The organism is Rhodococcus pyridinivorans (genome assembly GCF_900105195.1).
GTDB lineage: Bacteria > Actinomycetota > Actinomycetes > Mycobacteriales > Mycobacteriaceae > Rhodococcus > Rhodococcus pyridinivorans.
Genome location: NZ_FNRX01000002.1, coordinates 2380848 through 2402845, shown reverse-complemented (window position 1 = coordinate 2402845; position 21998 = coordinate 2380848). Strand labels below are relative to the sequence as shown.

The window sequence follows — 21998 nt, the reverse complement described above, 5'->3', positions numbered from 1 at the left end:
TTTCGAACGACATAGTCGACAGATCGAGAAGGGAGCCACATCGTGGCCGCCACCCAGGAAGAAATCATCGCCGGTCTCGCGGAGATCATCGAAGAGGTCACCGGCATCGAGCCCTCCGAGGTGACCGTCGACAAGTCCTTCGTCGACGACCTCGACATCGACTCGCTGTCCATGGTCGAGATCGCCGTCCAGACCGAGGACAAGTACGGCGTGAAGATCCCTGACGAGGATCTCGCCGGTCTGCGCACCGTCGGTGACGCCGTGAACTACATCCAGAAGCTCGAGGCCGCAGGCGTTCAGGCCACGAACGACAACGAATGAGTTCTGCTGTGACCTCCCCTTCTCCTCGGGCACTCCGCAACGTCGTCGTCACCAGCCTCGCGGCTACGACGTCGATCGCCGGCGACGTGGACGCCACCTGGAAAGCACTGCTGGCCGGTGAGAGCGGGATCGGCACCATCGACGGCGGATTCGTCGACGAGTTCGACCTCCCGGTGCGCATCGGCGGAACCCTGAAGGTCAGCCCCGACGAGGGACTGTCCCGGGTGGAACTCCGTCGCATGAGCTTCGTCGAGCGCCTCGCGCTCACCCTCGGGCGCACCGTCTGGCAGAACGCCGGCAGCCCCGAAGTCGACCAGGACCGTCTCGGTGTGGTCATCGGTACGGGCCTCGGTGGCGGCGAGTCGCTCATCGACGCCGTCGACAAGCTCCGTGCCGGCGGCTACCGCAAGGTCTCGCCCTTCGCGGTGCAGATGATCATGCCGAACGGACCGTCGGCCACCGTCGGGCTCGAACTCGGTGCTCGCGCAGGGGTCATCACCCCGGTCTCGGCGTGCTCGTCCGGATCCGAGGCGATCGCCAACGCGTTCCGCATGATCGCCTTCGGCGACGCCGACATCGTCGTCACCGGTGGTGTCGAGGGTCAGCTGGACGCGGTCGCCACCGCGGGCTTCGCGATGATGCGGGCGCTGAGCACCCGCAACGAGGCCCCGAAGGGCGCCTCGCGTCCGTTCGACAAGGACCGCGACGGTTTCGTCTTCGGCGAGGCCGGCGCACTGATGGTCCTCGAGAGCGAGGAGCACGCCAAGGCACGCGGAGCGACCATCCACGCTCGTATCCTCGGCGCCGGCATCACCTCCGACGGTTACCACATCGTCGCCCCCGATCCGGAAGGTACGGGAGCGGCTCGGGCCATGCGGCGAGCGATCGAGACCGCCGGGCTCACCAAGGCCGACATCGGGCACGTCAACGCGCACGCGACGGCCACCCCGATCGGCGACGTGGCCGAAGCCAAGGCCATCAACGCGGCCGTGGGCAACCACGCCGCGATCTACGCCCCCAAGTCCGCGCTCGGTCATTCGATCGGTGCGGTGGGTGCACTCGAAGCAGTACTCACGGTCCTGGCTCTGCGTGACGGGGTCATCCCGCCCACGCTGAATCTCGAGAACCAGGATCCAGAGATCGATCTCGACGTGGTCAAGGGCGAACCACGTTCCGGCCGGATCGATTTCGCGCTGAACAACTCGTTCGGTTTCGGTGGGCACAACGTGGCGCTCGCATTCGGTCGCGCCTGACCGTCGACGCCGCTGCGCCCCATGCGGTGGAGGCTCCACCCGGAGCCTCCACCGCAGCCCACCACCACCGCGTCTGCCCGAGGAGCACCCGATGACCATCCTGGATCCAGCCACCCTGCGTGAGACGACGGTGGACCCGAGAGATCCGTTGGCCCGTCTCGAGAAACTGTTCGACCCGGGCAGCCTGGAACTGCTGCACACCCGCGACAAGTCGGGCGTCCTCGCCGCCGTCGGCGAGGTCGACGGCATCCGCACCGTCGCATACTGCTCCGATGCCACCGTCATGGGCGGAGCCATGGGCGTCGAGGGATGCAAGCACATCGTCTCCGCCATCGACCACGCCATCGACCACGAGATCCCCGTGGTCGGCATCTTCCACTCCGGTGGCGCGCGTCTGGCCGAGGGCGTCGAAGCCCTCCACGCCGTCGGCCTGGTCTTCGAGGCCATGGTCCGCGCGTCCGGTCTGATCCCCCAGATCTCCGTCGTTCTCGGCTTCGCGGCCGGCGGTGCCGCCTACGGCCCGGCCCTGACCGACATCGTCATCATGGCCCCCGAGGGCCGTGTCTTCGTCACCGGACCGGACGTGGTCCGCAGCGTCACCGGTGAGCAGGTCGACATGGAGTCGCTCGGCGGCCCCGACACGCACACCAAGAAGTCCGGTGTCGCGCACATCGCCGCGCACGACGAGGCCGACGCCCTGCACCGGGCCCGCCGCCTGGTGTCGATGCTGGCCGAGCAGGGCGAATTCGACGTCGTCGCAGCGACACTCGGCGACACCGACCTGCGGGCGCTGATGCCCGCCTCGCCGCGACGCGCATACGACGTGCGGCCGATCGTCCACCAGTTGCTCGACAACGTCGACGGCGAGTCCTCCTTCGAGGAACTGCAGGCCGGCTGGGCCCGCAGCATCGTCACCGGCTTCGGCCGTCTCGGCGGCCGCACGGTCGGGGTCATCGCCAACAACCCGCTGCGCCTCGGCGGCTGCCTCAACTCCGAGAGCGCCGAGAAGTCAGCGCGTTTCGTGCGGATGTGCAACGCCTTCGGTGTTCCGCTCGTCGTCATCGTCGACGTTCCCGGTTACCTTCCCGGTGTGAGCCAGGAGTGGGAGGGTGTCGTGCGACGCGGCGCCAAGCTGCTCCACGCGTTCGCCGAGGCGAAGGTTCCCCGTGTCACGCTGGTGACGCGCAAGATCTACGGCGGCGCGTACATCGCGATGAACTCCCGGGCGCTCGGGGCCACCGCCGTCTACGCGTGGCCGGAGTCCGAGGTGGCCGTGATGGGCGCGAAGGCCGCTGTGGGCATCCTCCACAAGAAGGCCCTCGCCGCGGCTCCCGAGGAAGAGCGTGAGGCGCTGCACGACCGTCTCGCCGCCGAACACGAGGCGATCGCCGGTGGCGTCGGTCGTGCGATGGCCATCGGTGTGGTCGACGAGATGATCGATCCCGCCACCACGCGCAGCACCCTGGCCGCCGCGCTCGCCGCCGCACCCGCGGTTCGCGGACGGCACAAGAATATTCCGCTCTGATCCGGACACAGCACGAGAACACCGGCACCGCTCCTCGGAGCGGTGCCGGTGTTCTCGTATCAGGAAGATGTGGGGTGCGTTCCGGTCGCGTCGCCGGGGCGGCGGACCGCGGTCAGCCGACGTCCCGGCGGAGCCACGTCACCTGCGCGCCTTCGTCGCCGCTGCGGTACGGCTCGAGCTCTTCGTCCCATGCCGTTCCGAGGGCGCGGTGCAGTTCGCTCGTGACATCGGCGGAGGACAGCATGGCGCGCAGACGCATCTCTCCGACGACGATGTCGCCGTTGGCGCTGGTGCACCCGCGCCACAGACCCAGTCGGGGGGCGTAGCTGAAACGTTCGCCGTCGACGCCCTCGCTGGGATTCTCGGTGATCTCGAAGCGGAGCATCGGCCACGACCGCAGCACGTCGGCCAGTCGCGCGGCCGTGCCCACGGGCCCGACCCAGTCGACGCAGGTGCGCAGCAGCCCCGGTGCGGCGGGCTGGCCCGTCCACGAGAGATCGGGCCGGCAGTCGAGGATGTCGGCCAGTGCCCACTCGATGTGCGGGCACACCGCCGCCGGTGAGGAGTGGACATAGATCACCCCCGCCGTGGCATCCGCGAATTGGTTGGATGCGCGCATACATTCACCTCCGGTTCGACCAGGACGTCTTCCCCAACGACCTTCGTCGACCAAGGCTTCTCCATGCAGGCTGCGTACAAGTGTGCCCGTGTGGCGTGTGTTTCGCCAGCGAACCAGAGAGGTTCATGTGAATTCGGTGATGATCGCGTCTCCGAGGGCAGGCCAGAGCGGTTTGGCCCAGTCTCCGAACGCACGATCAGTAAGTACCACAGCGGCGACGGAAATTTCGGGATCTACCCAAATGAATGTGCCCGATTGACCGAAATGACCGAAAGTACGCGGTGAATTACCGGGAGCGGTCCAATGCGGGTTCTTTTCGCCCCGGATCTCGAATCCGAGACCCCAGTCGTTGGGCTTGAACATCCCGTAGCCGGGCACGAGTCCGTTCAGACCCGGAAACTGCACGCTGGTCGCCTCGGTGAGGGTTTCGCGCGAGACCAGCACGGGGTCGAGCAGCTCGCGCGCGAACAACGCGAGATCGGCGACCGACGACTGCGCCCCGTGACCCGCCGGCCCCGGCAGGGACGAGGACGGCATGCCGAGCGGCTCGAAGACCGCTTGCCGGAGGTATTCCGGGAACTCGATACCGGTTTCCGTCTCGACGAGTTCGGCAAGCACTTCGAAGCCCGCACTCGAGTAGATCCGCTTGCGTTCGGGTTCGGTCTGCACGGTGCGCTCACCGAACGCCAGACCGGAGGCGTGGGCGAGCAGGTGGCGCACCGTCGACCCCGCGGGGCCCGCGGGCTGGTCGAGCTCGATCGCGCCCTCCTCGACGGCCACCAGCGCGGCGTACGCCACGAGCGGCTTCGTCACGGATGCGAGTGGGAAGACCTCGTCGAGGTCTCCCCTGGACGCGACCGTTCCGCCGTCGCGGGTCACCACCGCGGCGGCGGAACGGTCGACAGGCCAGTCGCTGAGCAGATCGAGGCTGTGCACGCGATCAGCCTACGAGACGCCCCGGCGGCGCGGGGTCACCGGTCGGTACCGGTCACCAGTCGGCTTCGGTGTAGCGGATGACGCCGCGGATGTTCCTGCCCTCGAGCATGTCCCGGTATCCGTCGTTGATCTGCTCGAGGGTGTAGGTACGCGTGACCATGTCGGCCAGGTTCAGTTGACCGGACTTGTACAGGTCGAGCAGGTTGGGGATGTCCACCCGCGCGTTGCAGCCACCGAAGATGTTGCCCTTGAGGTCCTTCTGCAGCATCGAGAGCAGGAACGAGTTGAGCTTGACGTCCATGTCGGACATGTAGCCCATCGCCGTGACGACGCACCGGCCGCCCTTGGCCGTGAGTGTCAGTGCCGGATCGACCAGCTCGCCCTTCATCTCGCCCACGGTGATGATCGTCGAGTGGCACATGCGGCCCCACGTGATCTCCATGATGGGCACGATGGCCTCCTCGATGGAGGCGTAGGTGTGGGTGGCACCGAACTTGAGCGCCTGCTCCCGCTTCCACGGCTCCGGGTCGATCGCGAACACGTGGCGCGCACCCGAGGCGACGGCGCCCTGCAGAGCGCTCATGCCGACACCGCCGACGCCGATGATGGCGACCGAGTCGCCGGCCTTGACCTCGGCGATGTTCGTCGCCGAACCCCAGCCGGTGGGCACGCCGCAGCCGACCAGCGCCGCGAGCTCGAAGGGTACGTCCTTGTCGATCTTGACGACCTGGCTCTGGTTGACCGTCATGTACGGCGAGAAGGTGCCGAGGAGGCACATCGCGATCACGTTCTCGCCGCGGGCCTGGATGCGGTAGGTGCCGTCGGAGATCGCCTGGCCGCCGAGCAGTCCCGCCCCGAGGTCGCACAGATTCGAGTGCCCCGAGGAACAGGACGGACACCGTCCGCACGCAGGGATGAAGGACAGCACGACGTGGTCGCCCACCTCGAGACCCACCACACCCTCACCGACCTTGGTGATCACGCCCGAGCCCTCGTGACCACCCATGGCGGGGAAGGACGGCATCGGGGTTGCGCCCGTGACGATGTGATGGTCGGAATGGCACATGCCGGCGGCTTCCATGCGGATCTGCACTTCGCCCGCGACGGGATCGCCGAGGTCGATCTCCTCGACGGACCACGGTTCGTCGATGCCCCACAGCACTGCACCCTTGGTCTTCATCTGGCTCGCCTTCCATCGCATTGCCGGTTGTGCACGTGACGATAGCCACAATCGCACAGAATTGGAACAGGTTCTACATCCTTTCCCGGTCCGGTGGGACACCCGCGCTCGATACGGTGAGAGGCAGTCCCGCGGGTCACCACCGCCCGAGCGTCCGAGGAGATGCCGTGTCCGACAATCCGGAACTCACTTTCCACGGGGCGGCGAGAACCGTCACCGGTTCGTGCGCGACGGTCGAACTCGGCGACGCACGGATCCTGATCGACTGCGGACTGTTCCAGGGCTCCCGCAGCCTCGAGAACCTGAACGTCGCAGAGTTCCCGTTCCCCCCGGAGTCGGTCGACGCCGTGATCCTCACCCACGCCCACATCGACCATTGCGGCCTGCTCCCCAAGCTCGTCGCCCGCGGCTTCGACGGCCCGATCTTCTGCACGGCCCCCACAGCGGAATTGCTCTCGTTCATGCTTGCCGACTCGGCTCACATCCAGGAGTTCGAGGCCCAGCGCCGCAATCGGCGACGCGACCGCGCGAACCGCGCCGAATTCCACCCGATCTACATCGAGGAGGACGCCCGGCTCGCCGCCTCGCGCGCCCGGCCGATACCGCTCGAGGAGTGGTTCGAACCGGCGCCCGGTTTCCGGGTCCGCCTGTGGAATGCCGGACACATCCTGGGATCGGCCTCGGCGGAGATCGAGGCCGGCGGTGTGCGGATGTTGTTCTCGGGGGATCTCGGGCCGGAACAGAAGGCCTTCCACGCCGATCCGGAAGGTCCGACCGGACTCGACTACGTCGTCTGCGAATCCACCTACGGGGACCGCTCACGCCCTCGACTCACGATCGCCGAGCGCCGCGACCTCCTCGCCCGGGAGGTGAACGAGGCGCTCGGGCGGGGCGGCAACCTGATCGTGCCGTCGTTCGCGCTCGAACGCACCCAGGAGTTGTTGCTCGACATCGGATATCTGCTCGATGACGAGCGTATTCCGGGGGTGCCGGTCTTCGTCGACTCCCCGCTGGCGATCCGCGCGACCGACGTCTTCGCCGCACATGCCGGAGAACTCGAGGATCTCGACGGCCGGAACGTCTTCCGCCATCCGGGCATCCGGTACACCGCCGAGGCCGAGGAATCGATGCGGATCGACAGCTACGATCGCGCGATCATCATCGCGGCCTCCGGGATGTGCGAGGCGGGACGGGTTCGGCACCACCTGCGGAACAACCTCGCCCGCCCCGACTCGACGGTGCTCTTCGTCGGCTATCAGGCGCAAGGCACGCTCGGCAGGGTGATCCTCGAGGGTGCCTCGAAGGTCCGGATCTCGGGTGAGGACATCGATGTCCGGGCACGGATCCGGCGGATCGACAGCTACTCCGCGCACGCCGATCGCGGCGAGTTGGTGCGCTGGGTCGGGCAACGCGCGCCGATCTCCGGTGCAGTCTTCCTCGACCACGGAGAACCCGATGCGCTCGCCGCCTTCACGGCGGCGCTGCACGACCTCGATGCCGGACTGAACGTGGTCGTCCCGGAGATCGGCGCCCGATACCGGCTCGTGGCGGGCGGTCCGCCCGAGCACATCGCCACGGTCGCACCCCCGGCGCCGGTGCACGTCGGCCGCGACTGGCAGAACGAGTACGCCGAGTTCGCTACCGGTCTGCGCGACCAGCTGCTCGAGATCGACGACCCGCGCACCCGGGAGCGCGCGATCGCTGCGATGCGGAAGGTGCTCGACGAATACCGCACGGGTGCCCAGACCCCGGAGGAGCACCGGCGCCACTCGAGGCCGGGCCGGCGCAAGCCTCCGCCCCGCCGGAGGCGCCGTTTCTGAGCGTGATCCTCATGTTCGACCGCGGCGAGGGCCGCCGCATCGGCATCGGACAACGGAGGACGAACCATGACGACGAAGGCGCTCGCGCCCGACGTATCCACGTGGCCGGCAGAGAACCCGCAGCTCATCGGCAGCCGCTGCGACGACTGCTCCGCGACCACATGGCCCACCCAGCCGCGTTGCCCCCCGGTGCAGCGGGGCGAACTTCTCGGAGCTGCTGCTGCCGCGTCGCGGCACGCTCGTGGCATGGACCACGCAGGGCTTCGTGCCGATCTGATCCGCACACATCCCATCGAGGAGTTCCCGACATCGTGAACGACGTTGCCATCATCGGGGTGGGCCTTCACCCGTTCGGTAGATTCGGCGCCAACCGGCATTCCCTTCACCAACGTGTTCAACACGTGCGCGACGTCCGCTTCACCGCCGATCCCGCCATGCTCGGTCTGCCCGCCTGGTACGCCGAGAACGGACAGTTCGTCACCACCAAGTTCTTCGGCATGAAGGCGAACCGCTACGCCATCGACCACAACATCTCGCACAAGACGCTCGCACGGGTCGCGGCGAAGAACTACCGCAACGGCGGCCTCAACCCGAATGCCTTCCGCCGCACGGAGTTCAACATCGACGACATTCTGTCGTCGCCGATGCTCAACTACCCGCTCACGGCGAAGATGTTCTGCGCGCCGGACGAGACTGCCGCAGCGGTGATCATGTGCTGCGGCGATCTGGTGTCGAAGCACACTACCGAAACGCCGGTCTACCTGCGCTCCAACGCGATTCGCACGCGCACCTACGGCGCGTACGAGGTCCGTGTGACGTGGGCGTCGGTCGAGGAGGACGTCTCCCCCACCGTCTACGCAGCCAAGGCCGCCTTCGAGGGCGTCGGCACCAGCCCCGAGGGCGTCGGCATCGGCCCCGAGGGCGTCGAGGGAGCCACCGCGATCGGCGGATCCCTCCCTGCGAACACCGACGGGTGGTCTCATCGTCAACGGTGAACCCGTCGACGTCTCCGGCATCCGCCAGGTCCACGAACTGGTGTTGCAGCTGCGCGGTCCGGCCGGCGAGCGGCAGATTCCGGGCGAGCCGAAGGTGGGCCTCGCCCAAGTCCACGGTGCCCCGGCACCGCAGCCGCATCGATCCTGTCACTCCGAGCACCACGTAACCGCACGAAAGTTCGGTCGCCGCACGAGATCCCGAGTGCGGTGGCCGAACTCGTCTCAGGGACACCGCGAGGCCGGAATCACAGCACCCCGAGGCACTTTTCGCAACCGGAGGAAGGTACTGTCCAGCTCAGCGAGTCGAACGCGGGGGACGACTCTCGGCATCACTTCGAGTCGAGGCGTTCATCCGTGCGTCGATCCGTCGTGTCCCGTCGTGGCTTCCGCAGCCTTGCGGTCGGTCTCGCAGGCCTCTCGTCGCTCGTGTTCGGCACCGCCACCGCGCACGCCGATCCCGAGCAACCCGACGCCGAGCCCGCCACCGCCTACGTCGAGGGCGTCGACGAGGTGACCGACCAGCACTGGACGGTCCGCGTCTATTCCCCGGCCGTGGATACCGTGATCCCCCTGGACGTCCTGCGTCCGGCCGATCCGCGCGAGCCGCGGCCGGTCGTCTACGCCCTCGGCGGCGCGGGTGTCGGGGTGATCGACGGCACCGGGTGGATGGAGAGCAGCGACATCGCCGAGTTCTTCTCGGACAAGAATGTCAACGTGGTCATCCCCGCCACCGGCAACTTCGGCTACTTCACCGACTGGGATCTCGACGATCCGGTTCTCGGTCGCAACCAGTGGCAGACCTTCCTCCTCGAGGAACTGCCGCCCGTCGTCGACGAACTGCTCGACACCGACGGCAAGCAGTCGATCATCGGGATGTCCATGAGTGCCGGCTCCGCGCTGGACCTCGCGATCCGGAGCGGCGACCTGTACTCCGGCGTCGCATCCCTCAGCGGATGCGTGCGCACCAGTGATCCGGTCGGTCAGCTGTACGTGAGGCTCGTCGTCGAGCGCCGCGGCAAGGGCGACGTCGAGAGCATGTGGGGTCCGGCCGACGGGTCCGCGCTGGGCCGAGCACGACGTCTACCTCAATGCGGAAGGCTTGCGCGGCAAGGCCTTGTACCTGTCGAGCCGCAACGGTCTGCCCGGCACGTACGACGTCCCCGGTCAGGAACGCGCGGCGGGTGAATCGTTCGCCACGCAGATCGTCGCAGGCGGAGCGATCGAGGCCGCCACGAATGCCTGCACGCACCAGCTGGTGGACCGGCTCGAAGCGCTCGACATCCCGGTCACGGCCGAACTCGATGCCGACGGAACGCATTCGTGGGGTTACTGGGAGGACGACCCGCGCAAGGCGTGGCCGATCCTCGCCGAGTCGATGGGCGCTGAGGCCTGATCGCGAGGCTTCGCTCGCGGGGGGCCTGATCGCGAGGCTTCGCTCGCGGGGGGCCTGATCCCGAGGCGTCACTCGCCGGGGTCCAACCGGATCCGGGCGACCACCGAACGGTGATCCGCCCTGGGAAGGTCGTCGGAGTCGAACGCGACGGCCGTCCCGTTCCCGACGAGGATGTGATCGATCGCCACCAGCGGCGGGCCGGGTTTGTCGGTCGGATAGGTACGCACCGCCCCCGCTCCCGCCTGCTCCGCGGCATCGGCGAAACGCCCCGAGAGCAACGCGCGGAACTGCGCATGGTCGTAGGTGGCGTTGAAATCGCCACCCACGACTGCGGGGACGTCGGCCGGAGATCGATCGAGGATGTTCTGCAACCGTGACAGTTCGGCAGCCCAGTCCTGCGCGTCGAACACCGGTGGGACCGGGTGGAACGCGTGGACCGCGACCGGTCCCGCTCCCGGTACGTCCGCGAGCGCAGAGAGTTGACGGAAGACGAATCCGTCGTGTTCGACGGTGTCCGACAGCGGAAATCGGCTCCAGATCCCCGTTCCCGACGCCAACTCTCCGGGGACGAGATACCGATGGGGTAACAGCTCGTCGAGACCGGCACGGGTGAGTCCATCGACCCCCGCAGAGGTGAGTTCGTTCACCGTGAGCAGGTCGACGTCGCGGTCCCGGACCCGGGACACGACGACCTCGGGATCGGCACCCCTGTCGAACAGAATGTTCGCGTGCATCACGGTGATATCGGGACCCGCACCGGCCGCAGCCGTCGCGACGTGGAGAGGCGCCTGGGTCCAGACCGCAGTCGCAGCAATCGCACCCGCAACGAGGGCCCCGAATAGGCGTCGACGGACGGCAAAGGCGATCAGCCCGATCACCGCACCGGCCATCAGATACGACGCGCCGGACGCTGCGAGCACCAAGGGTTGGGCCGACCACCTACCGAAGTGGAGCGCGAGACCGACCGCGCCTGTCGCGGTTGCCGTCCACCCGAGAACGTCCGATCCGAGCCGGAGCCACTTCGCCGTCACCACGCCACACAACCATGCCGCAGGTCGCGTGCGCGAGGACCCGTCACCGATCGGAGCGGGAGGCGATCGCGGCGAGGTGCGTCGCGAGCCGGTCCGCGGCCGCCCGAAGTTCCGGTGGCTCGAGGACGACCGCCTCGAAACCCATTCGCGCGACGTGCATCACGACCCAGTCCGGGTCGTCCGCGCCGACGACGAGCACGCACCACCCGTCCTCGTCGTCCTCGACCCGCCCGACCTGCGGCGGCACCATGTCGCGCACCTGGTCGGCGTCCGCCCGCAGGCGGATCCGCGCGATGTACCGGTAGGGCGACTCCGTCACGGACCGCTGGACGTACGACACCGGATCGGGATGCTGCCGCGGCCGGAACCGCCACGTCGTGGGTGTCACGTCGCGCATCCGGTCGAGCCGGAAGGTGCGCCAGTCGTCGCGATCGACGTCCCATGCCATGAGGTACCAGCGCTGTCCGGCAGCGACCATCCGCACCGGTTCGACGGTGCGCTCGTCGTCCGCCTCCTGCCGGGTGGTGTACCGGAATCGCACACGGGTCGCGTCGCGGCACGCGCGGGCCAACGCCAGCAGCGTGTCGGCGTCGATCTCGGTGCCCGCGCCGACGACGGTTTCGGTGGCGCCGTAGATCGCCCGCACCTCCTCGCGCAGACGCGGCGGCATCACCTGATCGAGCTTTGCCAGTGCGCGCAGGGCCGCCTCGGCGGCACCGGCGATGGTGCTGCCCGACGCCAGTCGCAGCGACACCGCCGTGGCGATCGCTTCGTCGTCGTGCAGGAGCAGCGGCGGCAGTCTCGTGCCGGCACCGAGCTGATAACCACCGCCGACACCGGGGGTCGCGCGGACGGGATAGCCGAGGGCGCGCAGCCGATCGACGTCGCGGCGCACCGAGCGATCGGTCACGCCGAGTTCCGCAGCCAGTTCGTCAGCGGTCCACGAGGGGCGACTCTGCAACAGCGCAAGCACCCTCAGAACCCGTTCGGTGGTCGACTCGACGGTCACACGACGATAGTCGCACGGATCACGGACCGAACCTGTCCAGAATATGCGTCAACCTGGAGCCATGACAGAACTCGACTGGAATCACCTACTGCGACAGCAACTCGACTATCCGGTTCGCCGTCGCCTCGACGGCCTCACCGACGACGAGTACTTCTTCGAGCCCGCACTCGCCTGCTGGAGTGTTCGGCCGCGCGGGACGGGCACCGCTCCCCTACTGGGAGGCGCCGGGGCGATGACCATCGATTTCGCGTTCCCCGAACCGGATCCGCCACCCATCACGACGATTGCGTGGCGGCTCGGGCATGTGATCGTCGGCGTGCTGGCGATGCGCAACGCGAGCCATTTCGGACGCACAGCCACCGACTACATGTCGTTCGAGTACGCAGCGACCGCGGACGAGGCCCTCGCCCAGCTCGATGCCGAACTCGCCACGTGGATTGCGGGCGTCGAGTCCCTCGGGGAAGACGGACTCGCCCGACCGTGCGGTGAAGCCGAAGGACCGTACGCCGAGTACCCGATGGGCGCGCTGGTCCTGCACATCCACCGCGAACTCATCCATCATCTGTCCGAGGTCTGTCTTCTGAGGGACCACTACCTGCACACCCGTACCCGCGCCCGACAGGAGGCGAGCTGACATGGCCCGCGACATCCAGATCACGTTCGACTGCGCCGATCCCGCGGCTCTCGCGGACTTCTGGGCGGACGCCCTCGGCTACGAACTCCAGAAGCCGCCCGGCAATTTCGTGTCGTGGGACGACGCGCTCGACGCGATGGGGGTGCCACTCGAACGACGCAACGACGCGTCGGGCATCGTCGACCCGGACGAGGCAGGGCCCCGACTGTTCTTCCAGAAGGTGCCCGAGGGCAAGCAGGCCAAGAACCGGATGCATCTGGACGTGCGTGCCGCGCCCGGACTCGACGGCGCCGAGCGCATGGCCGCCCTGGAAGCCGAGGCCGAACGGCTCGTCGCACGCGGGGCCACGCGCCTGGAGCGTCACGACCCGGCGCCGCCGTTCGGGGCCGGCCACATCGTCATGGCCGACCCCGAGGGCAACGAATTCTGCCTCGACTGAGACTTCGCATGGTCAGGCCGGTTCCGAGACCCAGTGGACGAGTTGCCAGATGATCCCGTTCGGATCGGCGAACTGGCAGTACCGTTCACCCCACGGCTCGGTCTCCGGCTTGGTCACGACCGTCGCACCGGCTTCCGCGATGCGCGCGAACTCGGTGTCGACGTCGTCGACGACGAAGGCGATGAGCATGCCCTGACCGGCCGGGCCGGCGACGGATTCCGGCTTGAAGGTCGACAGCCCGGTACGCAGGAACACGATGTTGAATCCTGCATCCGGGTGAGTCAACGAGACGAATCCGTCCGCCGACATCTCCTCGGTGAAACCGAAGTGCCGGAGCGCGAAATCTGCCGATGCGGCAGTGTCGGCGACGTTGAGCGACAGTGCTGTGGACTTGATTTTCATAGGACCTCCCCCAGAGCAAGCACCTTGTACGGCGTATAGAGTACTCCCGAGAGCGAGTTTTCGGGAGGCATTTATGGCGCGCGATCTGATCGACCTGCTGTGGCGCGAGCATCCCGACGCGCCGACCGGTGGTTCCCGCGGGCCGAAAGCCAAGATCACCACCACATCCGCGGTGGACGCTGCGGTAACCGTCGCCGACGCGGTGGGCCTCGACGCGGTGACGATCCGTCGCCTCGCGACCGATCTGGGCGTCTCCGCCATGGCCCTCTACACCCATGTCGGGTCGCGCGACGACCTCCTCGTCCTCATGGTCGATCGGGTCCACGCCCGGCAACCCCGGCCGCCCTACGAGTCCCCGTCGTGGCGGGATCGGGTACGACAGGTCGCCGAATCCGAACTCGAGCACTACGCCGCACACTGGTGGCTGCTGGACGTCGACGATCAGCGCACGGCCCTCGGCCCCGGCACGATCGCGAAGTACGACCACGAACTCCACGCCTTCGACGGCACGCCCCTCTGCGACATCGATCGCGACGCCGCGCTCACGTTCGTCGCGGACTTCGTGCGGGGTGCGGCCCGAGCCCGACGACCTGATCCGCACGCCGCCGACATGGGCGAGGCCTGGGCGCGATGGAACGAGCGACTCGCGCACTATCTCGGTGACGACCATCCCCTCGCACAGCGGGTGGGAGCGGCGGCCGGAGCAGAGATGAACGCCGCCTACAGCCCGCACCACGCATGGGAGTTCGGGCTGCAGCGCGTCCTCGACGGGCTCGAACCGCTCGTCTCGAATGGCGGGGTGCGACCCACCGGGGAATGATTTCCCCGAAGGTTCGTACGAGAGATTCGAGGATTTCATGAAGCGATTCGCCGCGGGCGTGCTCGGTTGTGCCGCAATCGCCTTTGCAGTGCCGGCCACGGCGTACGCAGATCCCGGCACACCTACGCTCCCCACGGAGGACTACTCCGGGTGCCGCTTCGCGTCGATCTCCGCGGAATGCCGCTGGGAAACGCTCCTCGCCAGCTTGGCCGGCCTGTTACCGACCGGATCCGCGGAGGCCGGACCCACCATCCGGTAGAAGCCGTCACGACTTGGGTGGATCCGCCCCCGCTTTCCGGGGTCGGATCCACCCGAATCGCATCACCTCTCGCGCACCTCTTCGAGCCTGCGGATCAACGTCGCCGCGTCGAACGGGCCGGTGTGCCGGGCGAGGTCCGATCCGGTGGCGCCGAGGTAGAAGGTGGGCGTTCCGAAGACGTCGCTGGTCTCGGCGTCGAGATCGTCGTCCTCGACACGGTGACGATACCGCCCCAGGCGAAGGTCCTCGTCGAACCTGTCCATATCGAGACCCAACTGCTGGGCGTGTTCGTAGATCTCGTCGCGGGACAGAGCGTCGCTGTGGGCGAACAGGTGGTCGTGCATGTCCCAGAATCGTCCCTGCGCCGCCGCAGCCTCGGCCGCTTCGGCGGCGAACCGGGCGTGCGGGTGGTGTTCATCGAGGGGAAGGTGCCGGAAGACGTACCGCAGGTCGTCGCCGAAGTGCTCGCGCACGTCGCGGATGCTGCCGGTGGCCTTGCTGCAGAACGGGCACTCGAAGTCTCCGTACTCGACGAGTGTGAGCGGAGCGTCGACCGGTCCCCGTATGTGGTCGCGGTTCGGATCCACCGGACGCAGCAGCACGAGCCCGGCAGATCCCTGCGGCGGATTCAGGCGGTCGGACAGCCGGAACAAAGCCCAGCCCAGCGCCGTGGCGAGAACAGCCGCGAGAAGGACGCCGATTCGGGCGTCGTTGGCCGCTTCGGGAGATTCGATCGCCAGATCCACGATGAACAGTGAGATCGTGAACCCGATGCCGGCGAGCGCGGCACCCCCACCGACGTGCGAGAGGGTGAGTCCCGGCGGCAGGCTGCCCGGACGCAGGCTCGAGAAGACGGCAGTGGCCGCGGTGATGCCCACGAGTTTGCCCACCACGAGACCGAGGACGACTCCCCACGTGATCGGCGACCGGATCGCAGTGCCGACGGTCTCGGCGGAGATCACCACACCCGCGTTGGCGAGGGCGAAGATCGGCACGACGAGGAACGCCGTGTACGGCTGGTAGAGCCGTAGCAGCCGCTCGTTCACGGACACGGCGCGGAGCACCCCGAGTTGCGCGGCGCGCGCGTAGTCGGAGTTGGGCGACTGGCGGAACGCCCGCGTGAGTTCGCCGGCGCGCTCCACCTCGCTGCGGCGCGGCGGATAGACGGGAAGGATCAACGCGATCAGTACACCGGCGAGGGTCGGGTGCACACCGGATTCGTAGAACGCCACCCACGTCCCTGCCGCGACGACGAAGTAGACGACGCCCCGCCACACCTCGAGCCGGCGGAACTGCAGGATCAGCAACAGTCCGATCGCGGCAGGTATCAGGTAGACCGGCTGCAGATCGTCGGTGTAGACGAAGGCGATGATGGCGAGGGCGCCGATGTCGTCGGCCACGGCCAGCGTGAGGATGAACACGCGCAGGCGGGCCGGGCAGCGGGGTCCGACCAGCGCGAGCGCACCGAGCACGAAGGCGGTGTCGGTGGACACGACCACACCCCACGCTCCTGCGGCCTCCCCGCTGGGGTTGAGCAGCAGAAACAGTCCCGCAGGTAGCGCGAGCCCCGCGATTGCCGCCACGAGCGGGACCGCGGCGCGCGTCCGGTCGGTGAGCTCTCCCATGGTGAGCTCGCGTTTGACCTCGAGGCCGACGACGAAGAAGAACAGCGTCATGACGGCGTCGTTGACCCAGTGCTCGAGGTCGAGATCGATGCCGTAGTCGCCGATGCTGATGCTGAGAGGTGTGTGCCAGAACGCCTCGTACGAGTCGCCCAGGTTGGCCCAGACCAGAGCGATCAGGGTAGCCGCGAGTACGACGCCTGCCGCGAGCGTGTCGTCGTCCGTGCCGTCGCGGACCCCTGCCAGAAGGTCGGACGCCCGGCGGAGCGTCGTCGGGTTCTCGTCGACCGTCATGTGCTCCCTCGTTCCGCAATCCGCTCCGAGCAACTCGGTGCCGGTGAGTACACCGACGACATCGCACAACGCCGGCCCCCGGGGCGATTGTTTCCGGTATCGGCCGTTCGAACCTGCATTGTCCGAACACAACAATGCAACCGGTTCCGCCGTACAGGAGGCGGAATGCACCCCTTCGACTACCGACCTCATCCGAAACTAGACCGAATCGTTGTGCCAACAATCGATTTCGGCGTTTCGACAGCCCGACCGTTACATTCCGCCGCTACCTGTCGCCTCGACGGAGGATAGCCCTGCGCGTCCGCCCCGGGTATCGTCACGATCCACCGAAGCATCGGTTCCGAATAACCCTCGGTGAGAACAACTTTCCTAAGTTCTCTTACGGAGAGGAGGTGGATCCGTTGCTGCACACGGGGACGATCCGAAGAGCCCGATGGATGTTGATCACCGCACTGGGAGCAGGGGTGCTCGTCGCGGCGACGACGCACCAGCCCGACTCTGTGGTCCGGGCCGACCCGACGGTCGCGCATGCCCGGTCGTCGCACTCCTCGGTCTCGGTGTGCGCACCGCCGGACGGTGCGCCTGTCTGGCGTCCGGACGAGCTCGGCGACCACCCGGATCCACCGGCTGCGATCGGAGCGGTGGCGAACGGGCGGATCGGAGGCGTCTTCCATCCGTCCACCACGATTCGACTGACCGGCCTGGACGTGTGCGAGCAGTACATCGACCGCACCATCGTCACGACGAACGACGGTTGGTTCCTGTTCACCGGTCTCATGCCGGGTCGCTACACGCTGCGGGGGGACGACGGAACGGTGCTCACCGAGGTCGAGGTCTCCGCCGAGTCATCGGATCATTCCGGACTGGTGTTGGCTCCCGGTTAGGTCGTCAGCACGAGGAGGTAGCCGCCGCCGGCCTGCTCGATCCTGGTATCGAACCGCACTCCCGGCTCGAGTCGCGACAAGCGGTCGAGGAGCCATTCGGAGGCGTCCTCCGCGTCCGACTTCTCGGGACACCGGGCAACGGCGACTCGACCACCCTTGCGGGTGAGCTGCTCGACGACGCCGATGATGGGCGCCGGGTCGACGACGAAGAGCCGGTCGGACCACGGCACGACGGGTTTGACGGCACCCTTCTTGGTGTTGCAGGCGCGGTGCGCGAGTCGCTCGACTCCGCCCTTTCCCTTGCCACCCTTCTTGGCGGTGTTGATGCTGTCGATGCTGGGACCGCGCGGGTCGTTGACCGACATGTCGGGGTCCACGGGCTCGTCGCACAACCAGCAACGCCACGCCTCGCGCTCACCGACTTCTCGAAGGGTGCTCATGGGGTCGAACGCTACCGTTCCGACAAGCAGGAACATCTCGCGGCCATGAGCGAAGGATGTGGGGCGGGCGGGGCTCGAACCCGCGACCAGCGGATTATGAGTCCGCGGCTCTAACCGACTGAGCTACCGCCCCGTCGCGACGACATGCGTCGCACAGTGCCGCACTGCTCGCACGGCGCGATCGAATGCTACCCGGACACAGCGGGCAACACTCTACCGGGTACGAAGAAACAGAGATCACATCGGTGGATGTTCTGCCGCATAGGCACCCCCGGATACACAGAATCCTCCCACCCGTGACGGGTGGGAGGATTCTGTAGGCGCTCCCCCGGCTGGACTCGAACCAGCAACCGTTCGATTAACAGTCGAATGCTCTGCCAATTGAGCTACAGGGGATTGTCCTGCGGTGCTCCGCGGTTTCCCCCGGTGCGTGAAAAACCATAGCGTCCCACCCGCCGCAGCACCAAATCGCCTGCTTGTGGGCATGCTGCGGGGTCATCGGGCAGGATGGGGACGACGCAGTCACAGGTGGAAGGACAACACATTGATGGGTTTGCTGGTCGGGGTCGCTGCGGGATACGTACTCGGCACCCGAGCGGGTCGCGCGAGGTACGAACAGATCAGCAAGACGGCCAAGGCGGTGGCCGCGAGCCCCGTCACGAAGAAGGCGATCGAGGTGGGCCGGCAGAAGCTCGCCGACTCGCTCAGTCCTCAGCCCAAGCTCGAGCCGATGAAGCCCATCGACGAGACGACCACGATCATGATCCCGCGGGACCAGTTGAAGAAGTAGACGGTCAGCCGGCCAGGCCGTCACCGATGGCCTGGTCGAGCAGGCTTCGCCGGTACTGTTCGAGCGCCATGAGGTCGCCGAGCAGGGCGTGGAACTCCTCGGACTCGGTGGCCGGGGAAATCCGCTGCAGTTTGGACTTCAGCTCGGCCACCTGCTCGCCGACCCAGACCTCCTGCAGCCGGGCCAGCACGCCACCGATGTAGCGCGGCAGCCGGTCCTCTTCGGCGGGGACGGGTTCGACGGCGAGTTCCATCACGAGCGAGTGCGCGACGGGATCGGTCGCTGCCCTGCCGACGGCGTCGACCCACTCGGCTCCCCCGAGGCCCGCTGCAGTTCCGCCGGCGTCGGCGACGGCCTGCCGCACGGCCGCGTAAGCAGGGTCGGTGAAGGTCTCCGGCGGCAGGGAGTCGAAGACGGTCCCGGCGATACCCGGATACTGCAGCGCGGCCTTCAGCGCGTCGCGCTGCGGCCACAGCGTCGGATCATTCGGCCGAGGGCGGCGCAGGGCCGACACGGGCTCCGCCGTGGCCGTCGCGGGCCGCGCCTTGGCTTCCGGTGCACGAACTCCTCGCCGTGCCTCCTCCTGCACACGCCGACGCACGGTGGGGATGTCGTCCCATCCCGTCCAGTGCGCGAGTTGCACCGCATAGTTGTCGCGGATCGTGCGGTCCTTGATCCGGCCCACGACGGGGACACATCGGCGCAGGGCCTCGACGCGACCTTCGACGGTGTCGAGATTGTGTTCGGCGAGAATCGATTTCACGACGAACTCGAACATCGGGGTGCGGCGGGCCACGAGGTCGCGCACCGCACCGTCGCCCGACTGCTGCCGCAACTCGCACGGGTCCATGCCCTTGGGGGCGATCGCGACGTAGGTCTTCGCGGCGGTTTTCTGATCGCCCTCGAACGCCTTCATCGCCGCCGCGCGACCGGCGTCGTCGCCGTCGAAGGTGTAGATGACCTCCCCGCGGAAGAAGCTGTCGTCCATGAGCAGGCGACGCAGCAGCGCGAGATGTTCGTCACCGAAGGCCGTGCCGCACGCGGCGACCGCGGTCTTCACGCCGGCCAGGTGCATGGCCATGACGTCGGTGTAGCCCTCGACGATCACGGCCTGATGTGACTTGGCGATCTCGCGCTTGGCGAGGTCGAGCCCGAACAGCACCTGAGACTTCTTGTACAGCACCGTTTCCGGTGTGTTCATGTACTTGGCGGTGATCTGGTCGTCGTCGTACAGACGGCGGGCACCGAAGCCGATGACGTCGCCCGCGAGATTGCGGATGGGCCACAGCAGTCGACGGTGGAAGCGGTCGATCGGACCGCGGCGACCCTGCCGGGACAGTCCTGCGGCCTCGAGTTCCGAGAATTCGAATCCCCGGCCGAGGAGGTGCTTGGTGAGCGCGTCCCAGCCGGCGGGTGCGTAGCCGCAGCCGAACGTCTCGGCGGCTGCCTGGTCGAAGTTGCGTTCGGTCAGGTAGTCGCGGGCGGCCTGGGCGTCGGGCGCGCGCAGTTGCTCGGCGTAGAACTGTTGGGCGGCCGCGTTCGCCGCGACCAGCCGGGCACGCGTGCCCCGGTCGCGTTGGACGGACGGACCGCCGCCTTCGTAGTTCAGCGTGTAGCCGACACGCTCGGCGAGCTGCTCGACGGCTTCGACGAAGCTGACGTGTTCGATCTTCTGCAGGAACGAGTAGACGTCGCCGCCCTCACCGCAGCCGAAGCAGTGGTAGTGCCCGTGATTGGGCCGCACGTGGAAAGACGGGGACTTCTCGTCGTGGAAGGGACACAGGCCCTTGAGCGAGTCGGCGCCTCCGCGCTTGAGTGCGACGTACTCGCCGACGATGTCCTCGATGCGCACGCGGTCGCGAATGGCCGCGATGTCTCTGTCTGAAATACGGCCGGCCACGAGACGAGTCTAAGCCGCCGGGCAGACTGCCCGGCACGACGGTCCGGCGCAACCCACACCCGCGAGCGCGTAAGCGCGTCCCTCCGGACAGATGCACGGCGCCGGACTCGTGCTTGTGTCCGCGAAGGGCGCAAACGTCGGTGTCAGCCCCAGCTCGCCTGCGCGGCGAGGCTGTCCCGGTCGATCCGTTCGAGGCGCGATTCGGTGCACGACGCGATCTGATCGACCACGACCCGTACCTTCGCAGCATCGTCGGGCGCGGCCTTCCAGGCGGCGACGAAGAACGGGTCGAGACCGACCGGCGCGGTGCGCAGTAGCCACTCGGCGACGCGGTGGATGCGTTCGCGTTGCGATTCCTGGCGGGTGCGGTGGGCGCGGTCGGACATGACGAACTGCAGCGCCATCGTCTTGAGCAACGCGACCTCCGAGACCACGATCGGCGGGACCACGAGGTCGGCGTCGTACCGGGTGACGCGTCGGCCTTCCGTCGCCTCCCGGGTCCCGAGGATCGCTGCGTTGGCGAAGCGGCCCACCAGCTCGCTGGTCAGCTTCTTGAGCGCGACCGAGCAGGCGAGGGTGCCGTCGAAGGTGCCGACGGCGCGGACCACCGGCATGGAGGACAACCGCTTCGCCGCCTCGGTGAGCTCGGCCGGGTCGAGACCCGAGAATTCGCGCATGCCCACCTCGATGAGTCCGGCGACATCGTCGGGATCGTCGAGCATCCGCAGGTCGATGCGACCGTCGATCACACCGTCCTCGAGGTCGTGCACCGAGTACGCGACGTCGTCGGACCAGTCCATGATCTGCGCCTCGAGGCACTTGCGGCGCTCGGGTGCGCCTTCGCGGATCCAGTGGAGGATCTCGGCGTCGTCGTCGTACGAGCCGAACTTCGCGCCCGGGCGCGGACGCGTCCAGGGGTACTTGAGCGTCGCGTCGAGCGAGGCGCGCGTGAGGTTGAGACCGGCGGTCGAGCCGTCCGGATAGAGGATCTTCGGTTCGAGGCAGGTGAGGATGCGCAGGTTCTGCGCGTTGCCTTCGAATCCGCCGCAGGACTCCGCGACCGCGTCGAGTGCCCGCTCGCCGTTGTGCCCGTAGGGCGGGTGCCCGATATCGTGGGCGAGGCCGGCCAGGTCGACGAGATCGGGGTCGGCGCCGAGCCCTTCGCCGATGCTGCGGCCGATCTGCGCGACCTCCATCGAGTGCGTCAGACGGGTGCGCGGGGTGTCGCCGTCACGGGGGCCGACGACCTGTGTCTTGTCGGCCAGGCGGCGCAGGGCCGCGCAGTGCTGCACGCGCGCACGGTCGCGTGCGAAGGCGGTCCGCTCGGACGCCGCTCCCTCGGACCCGGCGAGCGCCGAGGTCTTGCGCGGCTCGGCGACGCGCCGTTCGAGATCGTGTTCGCTGTAGCCCTGCATCACACTGCCTTCCGTCA

General features: G+C 67.8%; 21 protein-coding genes, 2 tRNA genes and 2 pseudogenes. 13 read left to right on the top strand and 12 right to left on the bottom strand.

Annotated elements, in window-relative coordinates:
• The first annotated feature begins 42 nt into the window (after nucleotides 1-42).
• From acpM to BLV31_RS11505, 3 genes are all read left to right on the top strand, one after another.
• Nucleotides 43-321, top strand: a complete 279-nt coding sequence (gene acpM, locus BLV31_RS11515; protein ID WP_006554441.1) for a meromycolate extension acyl carrier protein AcpM — start codon at nucleotides 43-45, stop codon at nucleotides 319-321.
• Nucleotides 318-1574 (top strand): KasA/KasB family beta-ketoacyl-ACP synthase, encoded by a 1257-nt coding sequence (locus tag BLV31_RS11510; RefSeq protein ID WP_169823825.1) that lies wholly within the window; start codon nucleotides 318-320, stop codon nucleotides 1572-1574. Before acpM ends, BLV31_RS11510 begins: the two co-directional genes overlap by 4 nt.
• Nucleotides 1575-1665: 91 nt before the next feature.
• Complete coding sequence (locus BLV31_RS11505) at nucleotides 1666-3099, top strand: acyl-CoA carboxylase subunit beta (RefSeq protein WP_064061322.1); 1434 nt, start codon at nucleotides 1666-1668, stop codon at nucleotides 3097-3099.
• Between the two features lie 112 nt (nucleotides 3100-3211).
• On the opposite strand, the gene BLV31_RS11500 is transcribed toward BLV31_RS11505, so the two are convergent.
• The 3 genes from BLV31_RS11500 to BLV31_RS11490 form a co-directional block, all read right to left on the bottom strand.
• Nucleotides 3212-3718 (bottom strand): DUF3145 domain-containing protein, encoded by a 507-nt coding sequence (locus BLV31_RS11500; protein WP_006554444.1) that lies wholly within the window; start codon nucleotides 3716-3718, stop codon nucleotides 3212-3214.
• Between the two features lie 123 nt (nucleotides 3719-3841).
• Nucleotides 3842-4654 (bottom strand): serine hydrolase domain-containing protein, encoded by an 813-nt coding sequence (locus tag BLV31_RS11495; protein WP_064061323.1) that lies wholly within the window; start codon nucleotides 4652-4654, stop codon nucleotides 3842-3844.
• A 52-nt stretch (nucleotides 4655-4706) separates the two neighbouring features.
• The gene (locus BLV31_RS11490) at nucleotides 4707-5834 is read right to left on the bottom strand and encodes an NDMA-dependent alcohol dehydrogenase (protein WP_019289833.1); all 1128 of its coding nucleotides are present in this window, start codon (nucleotides 5832-5834) and stop codon (nucleotides 4707-4709) included.
• A gap of 167 nt (nucleotides 5835-6001) precedes the next feature.
• Here BLV31_RS11490 and BLV31_RS11485 point away from each other — a divergent pair, with 167 nt between their 5' ends.
• From BLV31_RS11485 to BLV31_RS25390, 5 genes and pseudogenes are all read left to right on the top strand, one after another.
• Nucleotides 6002-7654 carry an MBL fold metallo-hydrolase gene (locus BLV31_RS11485; protein WP_064061324.1) on the top strand — a complete coding sequence of 551 codons (1653 nt, stop codon included), beginning with the start codon at nucleotides 6002-6004 and terminating at the stop codon, nucleotides 7652-7654.
• Nucleotides 7655-7720: 66 nt separating this feature from the next.
• Nucleotides 7721-7925 (top strand): annotated as a pseudogene (locus BLV31_RS11480) (Zn-ribbon domain-containing OB-fold protein); the annotation flags it as partial.
• 37 nt (nucleotides 7926-7962) lie between these two features.
• A pseudogene (locus BLV31_RS11475) lies at nucleotides 7963-8802 on the top strand (thiolase family protein); the annotation flags it as partial.
• A gap of 201 nt (nucleotides 8803-9003) precedes the next feature.
• Nucleotides 9004-9834, top strand: a complete 831-nt coding sequence (locus BLV31_RS11470; RefSeq protein ID WP_248846271.1) for an alpha/beta hydrolase — start codon at nucleotides 9004-9006, stop codon at nucleotides 9832-9834.
• Nucleotides 9764-10042: an alpha/beta hydrolase gene (locus BLV31_RS25390; protein ID WP_230810182.1), complete on the top strand. Its 279-nt coding sequence runs from the start codon at nucleotides 9764-9766 to the stop codon at nucleotides 10040-10042. Before BLV31_RS11470 ends, BLV31_RS25390 begins: the two co-directional genes overlap by 71 nt.
• A 68-nt stretch (nucleotides 10043-10110) precedes the next feature.
• Here the strand turns inward: BLV31_RS25390 and BLV31_RS11465 are convergent, their stop codons facing one another.
• Nucleotides 10111-11076 (bottom strand): endonuclease/exonuclease/phosphatase family protein, encoded by a 966-nt coding sequence (locus tag BLV31_RS11465; RefSeq protein ID WP_064061326.1) that lies wholly within the window; start codon nucleotides 11074-11076, stop codon nucleotides 10111-10113.
• Between the two features lie 40 nt (nucleotides 11077-11116).
• On the bottom strand, nucleotides 11117-12082 hold the full coding sequence (locus tag BLV31_RS11460) for a helix-turn-helix transcriptional regulator (RefSeq protein ID WP_064061327.1): 966 nt from the start codon (nucleotides 12080-12082) through the stop codon (nucleotides 11117-11119).
• 61 nt (nucleotides 12083-12143) lie between these two features.
• Between BLV31_RS11460 and BLV31_RS11455 the strand changes: the two genes are divergently transcribed.
• The gene (locus BLV31_RS11455; RefSeq protein WP_064061328.1) at nucleotides 12144-12716 is read left to right on the top strand and encodes a DinB family protein; all 573 of its coding nucleotides are present in this window, start codon (nucleotides 12144-12146) and stop codon (nucleotides 12714-12716) included.
• 1 nt (nucleotide 12717) lies between these two features.
• The gene (locus BLV31_RS11450; RefSeq protein WP_006554454.1) at nucleotides 12718-13155 is read left to right on the top strand and encodes a VOC family protein; all 438 of its coding nucleotides are present in this window, start codon (nucleotides 12718-12720) and stop codon (nucleotides 13153-13155) included.
• A gap of 12 nt (nucleotides 13156-13167) precedes the next feature.
• Here the strand turns inward: BLV31_RS11450 and BLV31_RS11445 are convergent, their stop codons facing one another.
• The gene (locus tag BLV31_RS11445; protein ID WP_064061329.1) at nucleotides 13168-13557 is read right to left on the bottom strand and encodes a VOC family protein; all 390 of its coding nucleotides are present in this window, start codon (nucleotides 13555-13557) and stop codon (nucleotides 13168-13170) included.
• A gap of 73 nt (nucleotides 13558-13630) precedes the next feature.
• Between BLV31_RS11445 and BLV31_RS11440 the strand changes: the two genes are divergently transcribed.
• Nucleotides 13631-14377 (top strand): TetR/AcrR family transcriptional regulator, encoded by a 747-nt coding sequence (locus BLV31_RS11440; protein ID WP_064061330.1) that lies wholly within the window; start codon nucleotides 13631-13633, stop codon nucleotides 14375-14377.
• Nucleotides 14378-14698: 321 nt separating this feature from the next.
• On the opposite strand, the gene nhaA is transcribed toward BLV31_RS11440, so the two are convergent.
• Entirely contained in the window at nucleotides 14699-16552 is a 1854-nt protein-coding gene (gene nhaA / locus BLV31_RS11430; protein WP_064061356.1) for a Na+/H+ antiporter NhaA, read from the bottom strand.
• 437 nt (nucleotides 16553-16989) lie between these two features.
• Here nhaA and BLV31_RS11425 point away from each other — a divergent pair, with 437 nt between their 5' ends.
• Nucleotides 16990-17436, top strand: coding sequence for a hypothetical protein (locus tag BLV31_RS11425; protein ID WP_064061331.1), 447 nt, complete (start codon nucleotides 16990-16992; stop codon nucleotides 17434-17436).
• Here BLV31_RS11425 and BLV31_RS11420 read toward each other — a convergent pair.
• The 3 genes from BLV31_RS11420 to BLV31_RS11410 form a co-directional block, all read right to left on the bottom strand.
• Nucleotides 17433-17813 (bottom strand): hypothetical protein, encoded by a 381-nt coding sequence (locus BLV31_RS11420; RefSeq protein ID WP_006554460.1) that lies wholly within the window; start codon nucleotides 17811-17813, stop codon nucleotides 17433-17435. The two genes, BLV31_RS11425 and BLV31_RS11420, sit on opposite strands and share 4 nt — an antisense overlap.
• Before the next feature lie 122 nt (nucleotides 17814-17935).
• Nucleotides 17936-18009: transfer RNA gene (locus BLV31_RS11415), tRNA-Ile, on the bottom strand.
• Nucleotides 18010-18199: 190 nt separating this feature from the next.
• A tRNA-Asn gene (locus tag BLV31_RS11410) sits at nucleotides 18200-18272 on the bottom strand.
• Nucleotides 18273-18420: 148 nt separating this feature from the next.
• On the opposite strand from BLV31_RS11410, the gene BLV31_RS11405 reads away from it, so the two are divergent.
• The gene (locus tag BLV31_RS11405) at nucleotides 18421-18666 is read left to right on the top strand and encodes a hypothetical protein (RefSeq protein ID WP_024101344.1); all 246 of its coding nucleotides are present in this window, start codon (nucleotides 18421-18423) and stop codon (nucleotides 18664-18666) included.
• A 4-nt stretch (nucleotides 18667-18670) separates the two neighbouring features.
• Here BLV31_RS11405 and dnaG read toward each other — a convergent pair whose 3' ends face one another.
• Both dnaG and BLV31_RS11395 read right to left on the bottom strand, forming a co-directional pair.
• The gene (dnaG, locus tag BLV31_RS11400) at nucleotides 18671-20566 is read right to left on the bottom strand and encodes a DNA primase (RefSeq protein ID WP_006554462.1); all 1896 of its coding nucleotides are present in this window, start codon (nucleotides 20564-20566) and stop codon (nucleotides 18671-18673) included.
• 143 nt (nucleotides 20567-20709) lie between these two features.
• Complete coding sequence (locus tag BLV31_RS11395) at nucleotides 20710-21981, bottom strand: deoxyguanosinetriphosphate triphosphohydrolase (protein WP_064061357.1); 1272 nt, start codon at nucleotides 21979-21981, stop codon at nucleotides 20710-20712.
• Between the last annotated feature and the right edge of the window lie 17 nt (nucleotides 21982-21998).

Excerpts from the sequence above, each read along its gene's own strand:
- BLV31_RS11510 (WP_169823825.1), top strand. The coding sequence starts at position 318 with ATGAGTTCTGCTGTGACCTCCCCTTCTCCTCGGGCACTCCGCAACGTC.
- BLV31_RS11505 (WP_064061322.1), top strand. The coding sequence starts at position 1,666 with ATGACCATCCTGGATCCAGCCACCCTGCGTGAGACGACGGTGGACCCG.
- BLV31_RS11500 (WP_006554444.1), bottom strand. The coding sequence starts at position 3,718 with ATGCGCGCATCCAACCAATTCGCGGATGCCACGGCGGGGGTGATCTAT.
- BLV31_RS11490 (WP_019289833.1), bottom strand. The coding sequence starts at position 5,834 with ATGAAGACCAAGGGTGCAGTGCTGTGGGGCATCGACGAACCGTGGTCC.
- BLV31_RS11455 (WP_064061328.1), top strand. The coding sequence starts at position 12,144 with ATGACAGAACTCGACTGGAATCACCTACTGCGACAGCAACTCGACTAT.
- BLV31_RS11450 (WP_006554454.1), top strand. The coding sequence starts at position 12,718 with ATGGCCCGCGACATCCAGATCACGTTCGACTGCGCCGATCCCGCGGCT.
- BLV31_RS11445 (WP_064061329.1), bottom strand. The coding sequence starts at position 13,557 with ATGAAAATCAAGTCCACAGCACTGTCGCTCAACGTCGCCGACACTGCC.
- BLV31_RS11440 (WP_064061330.1), top strand. The coding sequence starts at position 13,631 with ATGGCGCGCGATCTGATCGACCTGCTGTGGCGCGAGCATCCCGACGCG.
- nhaA (WP_064061356.1), bottom strand. The coding sequence starts at position 16,552 with ATGACGGTCGACGAGAACCCGACGACGCTCCGCCGGGCGTCCGACCTT.
- BLV31_RS11425 (WP_064061331.1), top strand. The coding sequence starts at position 16,990 with ATGTTGATCACCGCACTGGGAGCAGGGGTGCTCGTCGCGGCGACGACG.
- BLV31_RS11395 (WP_064061357.1), bottom strand. The coding sequence starts at position 21,981 with ATGCAGGGCTACAGCGAACACGATCTCGAACGGCGCGTCGCCGAGCCG.